Raw genomic sequence first — 12,083 nt, 5'->3', positions numbered from 1 at the left:
ACCTCATGTCCAAGCGTAATTCGTGGCTCAACCGCTGCCTGACGCCCAAGACCAGCCTGCCGGTGCAGGTGATCTGGAGCGCCAGCGGTCTGGCCTGGGCCCTGTTGATCGGCCTGTGGGCCTGTCTTTCCTATGGCGACGTGGTGCCCGCGATGTTCCTGCCGACACCGGGCGCAGTCTTCGAGGCAGCGATGCGCCTGGCCCGCGACGGCACCCTGGGGCCGCATGTCTGGGCCAGCGTGGAAGTGGTGATGGTCGGTTTCATCGTTTCATCGGTGGTCGCGGTGCCGATCGGCCTGATGATGGGCAGCTTCCGGGTCGTGCAAGCGTTTCTCGAACCGCTGGTCAACTTCATCCGCTACCTGCCGGTGACCTCGTTCGTGCCGCTGTTCATCCTGTGGATCGGCATCGGCCTGGAACAACGCGTGTCGATCATCATTTTCGGCGTGTTTTTCCAGCAACTGGTGATGATCGCCGACGTCTCCAAAGGGATCTCCAAAGACCTGATCAACGCCTCGTACACCCTTGGTTCCAGCCGCACGGACGCGGTGCTGCACGTCATCGCGCCCGCCTCGCTGCCCGGCGTGCTGGACACCCTGCGCGTGACCATGGGCTGGGCCTGGACCTACCTGGTGGTGGCCGAACTGGTCGCGGCCTCCAGTGGCCTGGGCTACCTGAGCCTCAAGGCCATGCGCGGGTTCCAGGTCGACGTGATTTTCCTGGCGATCGCCGTCATCGGCCTGTTGGGCCTGATCACCGATCAACTTTTCCGACTTCTTCGCTTGAAGGTGGCCGCATGGGCTCAGTAACCGCAACCTCTCCGATCCCGCTTCGACCGATGCCAGTGAGTGCGCCAGCCACACCGCGCCTGCGGGTCGACAACGTTACCCTGCAATACAAGACGCCAGCAGGCGGTACGTTCACGGCGCTGGACAAGGTCTCATTCGATGTTCCCGACCAGCAGTTCGCGGTGCTGGTCGGCCCGTCGGGTTGTGGCAAATCCAGCCTGCTGTACCTGACCGCCGGCCTGGCTGAGCCGACCGCGGGTGATATCTACGTCGGCGGCCAGCAAGTCGACGGCCCTGGTGCCGATCGCGGCATGGTGTTCCAGGGCTACACCTTGTTCCCGTGGCTGAGCGTGCGCCAGAACATCGAGTTCGGCCTCAAGCGCCGGGGCATGCCCGCCGCCGAGCGCAAGGACATCGTCGAGTTCTACCTGAACGAGGTCGGCCTGCGGCGCTTTGCGGACAACTATTCCAAACAGCTGTCCGGCGGGATGATGCAACGCGTGGCGATCGCTCGGGCCCTGGCCAATGACCCGCAGATCCTGCTGATGGACGAACCGTTCGGTGCACTCGACAGCCAGACCCGCCTGCACATGCAGCAACTGCTGCTCAAGGTCTGGGAGCACAGCAAGAAGACCGTGCTGTTCGTCACCCATGACATCGATGAGGCGATCCTGCTCGGCGATCGGATATTCGTGATGGGCGCCCGCCCTGGCCGGATCAAGGAAGTGCTCGACGTGCCCATCGGTCGTCCGCGTAATCTCGACATGGTCATGGACCCGGAATTCATTCGCATGAAGCGCAACATTTTTCATCTGCTTCATGATGGGCCGCAGGATCATGCTGATTGATCCCGCCAAGGAGCCCTGCATCCTGCGCTCCGGGCGCTCAAGCACCAGCGGGATGGGAAACTCGCCTTTCCATTCTCGAAGAGCGCAGTGATTTTTCTGGACGCTTCCAGGCGTCCAGGCTCTCAACAAAACTTTTCGTAGCAGCGCACTGGCAAATGAGCGCATTGAGCAATACCCTGCCCGTATCGACCCAACGTTACGAGCTGAAACATGTCAGGGATTGCCATATTTGAAAGCCCACGTTGGCTACGAGACCTTCTGCGCTTTCTGCCGCTGAAGAGCCAATTCGTCCTGTCAGGCAACATCCGCGACCTGCAGGCCAGCGAAGTGGCGCCCGGCACGGTGACCGCGCAGAGCATCAACCAGACCCTTTGTAATGCCTTGCTCGATGCCGGCTATGCCCAGGTCATCGCCTGGGATCCGGTGGCCGGTTTTCGCACAGTCGGCAAACCTGGCTCCGACCCGGAGGCCGGCCAGACGTTGCTTCAGGAACTTGGCCTGACGCCGGTGAACGGCATCGCGCCGGCCGGTATCGACCTGCTGGGCGCCACCCTGTCGCGGCTGGTGGGTCGTGCTGGCGAACCTGTCGCACTGATCATTGACTTTGCCTCGCGGCTGGTGGTTCGCAACGACTCCCTCAGCGCAACTGAACACCAGCTCTTCACCCAGGCCCTGGTGCAATCCCATCAGGCTCGCAGCCGTCCGGCCACGGAGCAGCGCAAACCGTTCTTTAATACCCTGCTGTGGCTGGTGGAAAAAGAAGGTGATTTGCCCGACTGGTTGTTGGTCGATAACCCGCGCCTGCGCCACATTCCCGTGTCCAAACCCGATCAACTGGCCCGCCGCGCATTGGCGCCGGCGCTGCTCAAAGGGCTCAGTGGCAGCCAGGGCGCCAGCGAAGAGATCATGAATCAAGCCGTGGATGCCTTCGTACAGAACACCGAAGGATTGCTGCTGCTCGATCTCAGTGCCATTGCGCAACTGGCGCGGGTCGAGGGCGTATCCATGCCGCAGATTGCCGATGCAGTGCGCCGCTACAAGATCGGTGTCACTGAGGATCCGTGGCTGAAGATCGATCGCCAGCGTATCCGCCAGGCGGACGCGCTCGTCCACCAACGGGTCAAAGGCCAGGCGCATGCAGTGACGCACATGCTCGATATCGTGAAGCGCGCGATGACAGGCGTCGGCGCCAGTCGCAAAGGCAACCGCCCACGGGGCGTAGCCTTTCTCGCGGGACCGACCGGCGTGGGCAAGACCGAACTCGCCAAAACCATCACCAGCCTGCTGTTCGGCGACGAAAGCGCGTACATCCGCTTCGACATGTCGGAATTCAGCGCCGAGCATGCCGATCAACGCCTGATCGGCGCACCGCCCGGCTACGTCGGCTATGACGTCGGCGGCGAGCTGACCAATGCCATCCGCGAGAAGCCATTCAGCGTGGTGCTCTTCGATGAAATCGAAAAAGCCCACCCGCGAATCCTCGACAAGTTTCTGCAGATCCTAGACGACGGCGTGCTGACCTCAGGACGCGGTGATCGGGTGTACTTTTCAGAGGCCCTGATCGTATTCACCTCCAACCTGGGCATCTATCGCCAGGGCGACAATGGCGAACGCGTCGCCAACGTCCTGCCGGGCGAAGCCTTCGAGCAGGTCCAGGACAAGGTGCACAGCGAGATCGACCGCTATTTCAAGCTGGTGCTCAACCGACCGGAAATCCTCAATCGAATCGGCGAGAACATCATCGTCTTCGACTTCATCCGCGAAGACGTTGCCGTGCAGATCTTCGAACAGATGGTCAACGCCACCTTCAGCGACCTGCAGGGACAAAGCCTATTCATCGAATTGGCTCCCCAGGCACGTCAGGCACTGCACAGCCTCTGCCTGCAGGATCTGTCCAACGGTGGCAGGGGCATCCGTAACCAGTTGGAAGCCCGCCTGCTCAATCCCCTGTCGCGGGCACTGTTCGATCAGGACGCGCAACCGGGCGAGCACTTGACCATTACCGAGTTGGACATCACCGGACTGAAGATGGAACGTCGCTGAACATGGACCTCAGTCTGTCGCGCATACATTTTCCGGTCACCACCCTCGGTCCGGGGCGGCGCCTGGGTATCTGGTTTCAAGGCTGCAGCATCCGCTGTCCGGGCTGCATCTCTGCCGATACCTGGGGGCCAGGGCATCGGCGCCTGTCGCTGGAGCAACTGCTTGAACAGATAACTCCCTGGCTGCGCCAGGCAGAAGGGATCACGATTTCCGGAGGGGAGCCGTTCGACCAGCTCGACGCCCTGCGTGCGCTGCTCGAAGGCCTACGACGGCTGACCGATCTCGACATCCTGATCTACAGCGGCTACTCCCTTGAGCAACTCGACGAGCCCTTGCTTCAGACCAAAGGCTTGATAGACGCCTTGATCAGCGACCCCTATATCGAAGCACTCAGCCAGACCATGGCCTTGCGCGGCAGTGACAATCAACGCCTGAACCTGCTCACGCCACTGGGCCGGGCACGCCTTGGCCACTATGAACGCTCGCTCGAACCCGCCGACAAGGCGCTCGACCTGATGTTTGACGAAAGTGGCAGCGTCTGGATGGCCGGCATCCCACGACGTGGCGACCTGTTGCGCTTGCGCGATCTGTTGCATGAACAAGGCCACCATTTACAGATCAGCGCACACGCGTCGCGACGCCGCTGAGTGGAGCACCCATGATACGTTTCTGCCCCAACTGCAAAACCGAGCGCGCCCTCCAGGAAATGTTCTGCGAAGGGCTCATTCAGGAACAACCCTGCGGCTGGGACCTCGCCGGCGAACCCATCCATGCCGAAGGTTGGCGGCCGCAAGCCATCTTTACCGAAGAAACCCTCCCGCCAGCCAGCCCGGCCCAGGAAAATGCACCGGCCTTGCTCTGCGAAAATGGCCATCCGATGGCCGATGGTGATCTGATGTGCCTTGAATGTGGCAGCTCACCTGCGCAAGCAACGTCCTCTGGGGCGCTTCGGGACAGCAATGAAACAGAAGGCATCACCCAGACGCTGATCGATGGCTGGCGCCTGATCCGCCAGATCAGCAGCACCGACGGCGTACGTGAGCGATACCTCGCCGAGCACGATGAAACCGCGCAACGAGCAGTCTTGACCTTGTATCGACCCGGTGCCGAACCGGACCCGGCGATCTATGACGTGATTCGCCGACTGCCACGCGAGCACGTACCTGAAATCATCGCCACCGGCCGCTGGGATGATCGTGCCTACGAGGTCATTGAGGAACTCACCGGCGGAACCCTGGCAGACCTCGGCAGCGTGATTCGCGACAGCGACAGCGTGCATCATGTGGTCAACGAACTAGGCCTGGCGCTGCATGCGTTCAACGAGGCTGGCCTGCGCCATCGTGACCTGCGCCCAGCCAGCCTGCTGGTACGTTCTCGCGAACCACTGGACCTGGTCATCAGCGGTTTCGGTTCGGCACGCCTGTCCGAGTTCGACCTGGACATCGTTTCGCCTCTGGAAACCAGTCGCTACATGGCGCCAGAAGCCATCGCAGGCGGCGTTGCGGCCGCCTCGGACTGGTGGAGCCTGGGCATGATCCTGCTCGAACAACTGACCCAGGGCGCCTGCTTCGACGGCATCAACGCCAATGCGTTTCTCATTCACGTACTGGCCAACGGCGTGCCAATCCCCGACGATCTCGATCCACGTCTGAACCTGCTGCTGCGAGGTCTGCTGGCACGCGACCGTCATCAGCGCTGGCAATGGCCGCAGGTCGAAGGCTGGCTCAAGGGTAGTGCGGTCGAGGCGCCGGCCTCTTCCGTCCAGCAAACGGACGAAGGTGAAGGTGCCACCCTTCTGCTGGGTGAGCGTCGCTTCCATAAGCCCGGCGTATTCGCCCTGGCGGCAGCCCAGGCAGATAACTGGCAACAGGCCCTGGACCATTTGCTGCGCGGTGTGATCGTGACATGGGCCGAGCAGGTCGGTCTCGCCCCTTCCCTGGTCGCTGGCTTGCGTCAGGTCGTCCAGCACGAAGGGATCGAGGACGACTTCCGTCTCATGCTGGCCTTGAGAATCCTCAACCCGGAAATCCCGTTGATCCATCGTGGCGACATCGTCACGCCAGGGTGGCTGCTGGAGCATCCGCTGGAAGGCTATCGCCTGATCAGCGGGTCGGTCCCGGACCTGCTCGAGCAATTGCAAACCGACAACTGGCTGTCGCGCCTCAAATCCCGCGCCGAAAACGTTCGTCAGCGCGCCTTGCACCAGCACATCGAGTTGGTTGAAGAGCAGCTACGGATACTCCTGCTGTCGACCTCGCGAGCCAAGCTGGCCACGCAGTGGCAGGAGCGCCAACGCCTGTTTCCAGACACCGACCACCCAGGACTGAGTTCACTGTCGGAGCGCCGGGTGATCGCCGAAGAAGACCTGATCGTGCTGCTCAGCGCCGCGATCAGTCAGTTCCGTTCGGCATCCTCGATCATAGAGGCCGCCGCCGAGCTGGCCAGCAATGCTGACGTTGGCTGGTTCGACGCCGAAGCGGCGACCCAACTGCTGCTGCATTCGCGACTTGAGCTGTACCGCAGCGTCGACGAGCGCATCCAAGGGTTTGCTCGTTGTGGCGTGCCGGCAGTGGATGAGTGGGCCGAGCAGTTCCGTCTGGAGCGACGTATGCCGTTGGCCCAGGCACTGGTGTTGCTGGCCATTCCGACCAGTCATTGGCTGGAACCACAGAAACAGCAGTACGTCTCACAGATCCTCGACTTCTTCGAGAAGAAGGTGGTGACCGCCGTGATGCGCGGGCCGCTGGTGCGTATGAGCATCGGCAAGACCACCGCACGGATCGACCTCAACGAACTGAACAGCCAGCGCAGTCCGGCCACGGCTTTGCTCGACCATTTACTGCAACGCAATGCCCGAGCAGTAAACCTCGATCCGGAGAGTTTTCAGCTCAACGGCCAACTTGAATCGCGCTTGCAGGCCCTGTACCGGCAAAGCGCACTGTACAAACGCGACACCGGCATCGACGGGCTCTACCTGGGCTTCCCTTTCCTGCTCAACCGCGACCCTCGCGGCACCACGCGTACGCGGATCATCCCGCTGCTGCTGTGGCCAGTGAGACTGCTGCTGGAGCTGGGTTCACGTGGTCATGTCGCCCTGGCGTTTGACAGTGAACGAGAGGAAGTGCGGCTCAACCCTGCACTGGAAAGCGTACTCGGCGCCGAAACCTGCAAGCGCTGGCGCAAGACCGCCGATGAACTGCTAGGGCGCTCGTCAATTCGTGCGACGGATGTGATGGACGCCTTCGGCATGCTCGCCAGCATCCGCTCACGCGCCCTAGGCAACCTGCCCGCCAGCACGGTAGAGATTGCTCCCTACCAAGATGAACTGGACTGCGCGGCAGTGCTGTTTCACGTGACGTTCATGGGACAAGCCATCGGTGAGGACCTGCGCCAACTGAAGACCTTGTCACCCGCTGGCACCGGCCTGGAAACGGCGTTGCGCCTCAAGACTGCCGACGAAACCGGGCACGAGGCACCGCCTGGCGAGCTGCAACGCTACTTCACCGTGGCCAGCGATCCGTCCCAGGAAGCGGCCGTGATCCAGGCCCGGCAGAGCCCGGGACTGCTGGTCGAGGGGCCTCCCGGAACCGGCAAGAGCCAGACCATCGTCAACATGGTCGCCGATGCTATCGGCCGCCAGCGCAGCTTGCTTATTGTCTGTCAGAAGCATGCGGCGCTGGAGGTGGTGTACAAACGTCTGGTCGCCGAAGGCCTCGGTCAACGCATCGTCATGCTCAATGACGTCAACCGTGACCGCGAGCCCGTCATTCGCGGTATCCGCGAACAGCTGGAAAGCCTGTTCACGAACGGCAGTCAGGCGCAGGGTTGCCAGCGCCAGCGCGAACAGGTCGCGGCCCGCATCGAGGCCCTGGAGGGCGAGCTCGACCGCTTCCACCAGAGCCTGCATCGCCTGGATGAAAATACCGGCCTGAGCTATCGCAGGCTGCTTGGCGAACTGATCGAACTGGAGTCCGGCCCCGCTCCGCTCGAGTTTCCGGCCTTGCGCCAACGCCTGGCCTCCCTGGACCTCGCCAGCCTGACCCGCCTGGAAGAAAGCTGCGCGCCGCTGATTCGCCTGTGGTTACCCGCACGCTACGAAGGCAGCCCATTGGGGCAGTTGCAGTCATTCGCCGCCGACCGGGCGACCCTGCAGGCCTTCACCGACAATTTGCACAGTTTCACCCAGGCTGAAAACAACCGTCAGGCCACGTTGCAGGCACACCCTGCCAGCTTCGAGATCGACGACCCGGCGCCGTACCGTCACTGGATAGCGGCCCATGTCGCTGCCCTGCTTGACCTGAAGCAAGAGCAACGACTGCGTCTTGCGCGCTGGCTGCCGCTGTTCCGCAGCCGCGAAGAGGGTCGGCTCCCACGGGGTGAGTCGATTCTCGGCGAACTGCAGCAACTGGACCAGCAACTTGGCCAACTCGATCAGGACCACTACGCCCCCGCCTTGTCACCGGTCCTCTGCCTGCTCGAAAACAAAGCCCTCAGGCATCTGGATCAGGACTGCGCCAAGGTCATGGCTGCCCGCTCCTGGATGGCGAACATCAACCCCCTGCATCTGCTGCGGCGCAGGCGACTGCGCAACTTCCTTCAAGGCCAAGGGGAAAGCCGTGTTATTGAAGCGCTGCCAACCCTGCAGGCAGCCATCCGACTGGAAAGCCAGTGGCGGCCATTGCGCGCCGAGCTGAGTACCCTGCATCAGGCATTGGAACTGGAAACGGTGAGCAGGCAAGCCTGCCTGGAACTGACCAGCTTCGTGAAGAGCGACATCCGCCACCTGCTGGAAATCCAGGCGCTGGCCCTGGCCTTGGCGCAATCGCCTCGCGCCCGACAAGCAGACGAGGCCGCCCTCGCCGGCGACAAACAACATCTCGAGGCGCTGCTCAGCGATCTCGATGCTTCGTTGATGCGCCACGGCGTTCGCCAATCCAGCCTCGAGCAACTCAAGGTACTCGGCGATTGGCTGGGCGAAGAGCTGGTGCAGCAATTGCAGCACGCCATCGAACACAACCTGAGCAATCAACTGAGCCTGGATCGTCTGCATCAGGCGCTGCCCTTCCTGGCCGCCTACCAGACATTCCGCGGGCGCGCCGGTCAGTTAACGACAGCCGACCTGGAGTTGCTCGCACTGTTGCGCCAACGCCAGGAGCAGTTGGACAGCATTGCGCCCGACCAACTCGAAGCCGCAGTACGACGCTTGCTCAACCGCGAAGCGCGGTTGGGTTGGAAACACCGCATCGAGCAAACCCATCCCGAGCTGCTGTTCAGCCAGGACGAAGCCCGCGCCAAAGTCGCCAGCCTCGCACAAGCCGATGCACAGATGCGGCTGCTCAATCGTGAGCTGCTGGCCAACGGCATAAACCTCGATCACCTGGGCAATCGCAAGCAATGGGAGGACGTCACCCGCCTGACGGGCAAACGCTCGCGGCGCCTGCGCGAATTCATCGAACTGGGCAGTAACCTTGGCTTGATGAGCCTGCGTCCGGTGTGGCTGATGAACCCCGACGTCGCCAGCCGTGTACTGCCACTCAAGGCAGGCCTGTTCGATACTGTCATCTATGACGAAGCCTCGCAGATGCCGGTTGAGTTCGCCCTGCCTACTCTGTTCCGCGGTCAGGTCACTGTGGTCAGCGGCGATGAAAAGCAAATGCCGCCGACGGCTTTCTTTTCCAGTCGTATCGAAAGCGACGAAGCCGAAATGTTCGACGGCGACGAGCCTGACCAAGACGCGGATGAGGAACAGCGCGAAGCGTTCGAAGACACTTGGAACCGTCGTGAAATCAAGGACTGCCCTGACCTACTGCAACTGGCGCGTAACGCTCTGCCCAGCACCACATTGCAGATCCACTACCGTTCGGCCTACCGTGAACTGATCGGCTTTTCCAACGCCTCGTTCTATGGCAATCGCCTTAACGTTCCGGTCCGCCACCCGCAGGCGAGCATTCAGCGCATCAAGCCCGTGGAGCTGATCCAGGTCGGTGGGCTGTATCAGAACCAGAGCAACGCCCAGGAAGCCGAACGGGTCGTCGAGTACCTCAACGAGTTGTGGCAGGAGCCCTACGACCAGCGCCCCTCAGTGGGTGTCGTCACCTTCAACCGCAAGCAGGCCGACCTCATCGAAGAGCACCTGGAGCAGCGCGCTGAGCAGGATGAACTGTTCCGCGCTGCCTATGCCCAGGAGCGCGAGCGCAGCGAAGACGGCGAGGACATGTCGGTGTTCGTCAAGAACGTGGAGAACGTGCAGGGGGATGAACGCGACATCATCGTCTTCTCCTCCACTTTCGGCCGCAACAGCCAAGGCACATTCCGCCGCAGCTTCGGCGTGCTCGGGCAGACGGGTGGCGAACGGCGCCTGAACGTGGCGGTGACCCGCGCGCGGCGCAAGGTGGTGATGATCACGTCGATGCCGATCGCCGATATCTCCGACATGCTCAACACGCACCGTGCCCCCAGCAGCCCCCGTGACTATCTGCAAGGCTATCTGGAGTACGCTCGCGCGCTGTCCTCGGGCGAATTCAGCAGCAGCGGTAAGCTGCTGGAGCGCCTGCAGACCGACCGCAGCAGCCAGCAGCGTGAGCAGGGGCAGCAGCGTGATGGTTTTGTCAGGCTGGTCGGTGAGTTCATTCATTCCCTGGGATGGCAAGCCGCTCCCGCCAGTGAAGGCGACGCTTTCGGTCTCGACTTCGCCATCGAAAATCCAGGTACGGGCCTGTACGCCATCGGCATCGAGTGCGATGCGCCTTGCCACAATCTGCTCGAGCGCGCCCGCGCCCGGGAAATCTGGCGCCCATCCGTGCTGCACCGCGCCATCCCGCACATCCACCGAGTGTCATCGCAAGCCTGGTATCACAATGGCGACAGCGAGCGTGCACGCCTGCGTGAAGCCATCGAACAAGCCATGAAGGTCGAACCGCCACCGCAACCCAGCCCTACTTCAGTTGATACGGAAATCTGCCAATGAGTGGTCCCAAGGTCGTTCGCATTGTCACTCGCGAAGAAATCATCTCCATCTGTGAAGGCCACTTGCAACGCCTGGAGCGCGCCGTGGAGCGTTGGCAGACACAGGCCACCAGGCTTGGCGAGTTAAGCGAACAGGAGCGCGCCGCCGCCCTGGCGCGACACGCTCGCCTGCGCGCTCTGCTGGCAGAAGACCGATTGGCGGAACTGCAGAAGGCCGTGCCAGTGGAGATCGAGCACCTGCGCCGTGACCTGGAAGATCGCGAGGAACGCGCGATCCTCCGTGCCGCCGAGCGCCGTCAACGTGACCGACGCGTCCAGGAAAACGCCGCGACCCTGCTTGATGCCTTGCAAGCCAAACCCGAAAGCGTCGATCAAGCCTTGCTGGAGTCCCTCTCACGATTGGCCAGCGGTGCCAGTCGGGAAGATGCCGAACGTCTGCTGGCCGAGGGTTTCGCCCGCTTGAGCAAGGCAAGCGAGGAGCCAACCCTGAGCGATACCCAACGCGCCCTGGTGCAGCAACTCAAGGTCGACGAACCCGAGGTTTCCCTGCGCGAATGGATCGCGGCCCGGGAACCGGATGCGACGCGCGACGTACGGCTGCTGCGCATTGACCGCCACATCGTTGAGCTGCAACTGCTGCAAGGCGCCGAGCGTGCCGCGCCGTTCCTCCTGGCACTGGAAAAAGCTGAAACGCAAACCGATGCCAAGCGGCGTAACCTGCTGCTCGACAGCCTGGTGCTTGACCTCGCCGCGTCCACCCGAAACTTCCAGAGCCAGCGCGAATGCCTGGAACAACTACGGGATCTGGCCAGCGAAATCGAAACCTACACGGGCATCGAACACGCAACCTTGCTTGGTCACATCGGCGCCTGCACAACCGACACCGAGCTCTCGGCAATGGCCGGACTGATCGAACAGTGTAAAACGCTCATCGCTGCCCACTTGCAAGACCAGGCCGCCCTCGCCCGTCGCGAAGCCGTGCTCGGCGGCTTGGCCAGCCTCGGCTACGAAGTGCGCGAAGGCATGGCGACCGCCTGGGCAGAAACCGGCCGGGTCGTGCTGCGCAAAACCGCCACTCCGGGGTATGGCGTGGAGGTGGGTGGCAAAGCCGACAACGGCCGCCTGCAAGTCCGCGCGGTCGCCCTCAGCAGCGACCGCGACAGGACGCGAGATCGCGACATTGAAACCATCTGGTGCGGCGAGTTCCAGCGGTTGCAGGCCTTATTGAAAGACAAGGGTGGCGAGTTACTGATCGAGCGGGCACTTTCGGTGGGTGAAGTCCCGCTTAAAGAAACGAGCATTTCCGGACCTGGTGTAGAGGCAATCGTTGGTCAGCAAAAGACTCTTCATAAATGAACGTCTAACGCCTGCGCAGCAATCTAAGCGATTTTTTGTGTCCTGGATTTACCCAAAGGGCCATTCTCACAGATCAACAGCG

At 62.1% G+C, this 12,083-nt stretch carries 6 protein-coding genes; all 6 read left to right on the top strand.

What is annotated here, in order from left to right:
* Positions 1-5: 5 nt before the first annotated feature.
* The 6 genes from J7E36_RS12485 to J7E36_RS12460 all read left to right on the top strand — a co-directional run bounded on the left by J7E36_RS12485 (position 6) and on the right by J7E36_RS12460 (position 12,001).
* Complete coding sequence (locus J7E36_RS12485; protein WP_215003280.1) at positions 6-809, top strand: ABC transporter permease; 804 nt, start codon at positions 6-8, stop codon at positions 807-809.
* The gene (locus J7E36_RS12480; protein ID WP_215003278.1) at positions 797-1,636 is read left to right on the top strand and encodes an ABC transporter ATP-binding protein; all 840 of its coding nucleotides are present in this window, start codon (positions 797-799) and stop codon (positions 1,634-1,636) included. Before J7E36_RS12485 ends, J7E36_RS12480 begins: the two co-directional genes overlap by 13 nt.
* 210 nt (positions 1,637-1,846) lie before the next feature.
* Complete coding sequence (locus J7E36_RS12475) at positions 1,847-3,679, top strand: AAA family ATPase (protein WP_215003276.1); 1,833 nt, start codon at positions 1,847-1,849, stop codon at positions 3,677-3,679.
* Positions 3,680-3,681: 2 nt separating this feature from the next.
* The gene (locus J7E36_RS12470; protein WP_215003274.1) at positions 3,682-4,326 is read left to right on the top strand and encodes a 4Fe-4S single cluster domain-containing protein; all 645 of its coding nucleotides are present in this window, start codon (positions 3,682-3,684) and stop codon (positions 4,324-4,326) included.
* A gap of 11 nt (positions 4,327-4,337) precedes the next feature.
* Positions 4,338-10,646 carry an AAA domain-containing protein gene (locus tag J7E36_RS12465; protein WP_215003272.1) on the top strand — a complete coding sequence of 2,103 codons (6,309 nt, stop codon included), beginning with the start codon at positions 4,338-4,340 and terminating at the stop codon, positions 10,644-10,646.
* Positions 10,643-12,001, top strand: a complete 1,359-nt coding sequence (locus J7E36_RS12460) for a hypothetical protein (protein WP_215003270.1) — start codon at positions 10,643-10,645, stop codon at positions 11,999-12,001. Before J7E36_RS12465 ends, J7E36_RS12460 begins: the two co-directional genes overlap by 4 nt.
* Positions 12,002-12,083 lie beyond the last annotated feature (82 nt).

Source organism: Pseudomonas fluorescens, from assembly GCF_018614775.1.
Lineage (GTDB): Bacteria > Pseudomonadota > Gammaproteobacteria > Pseudomonadales > Pseudomonadaceae > Aquipseudomonas > Aquipseudomonas fluorescens_BY.
The sequence above is the reverse complement of the archived record's forward strand: the minus strand, read 5'-3'. Positions and strand labels throughout refer to the sequence as shown.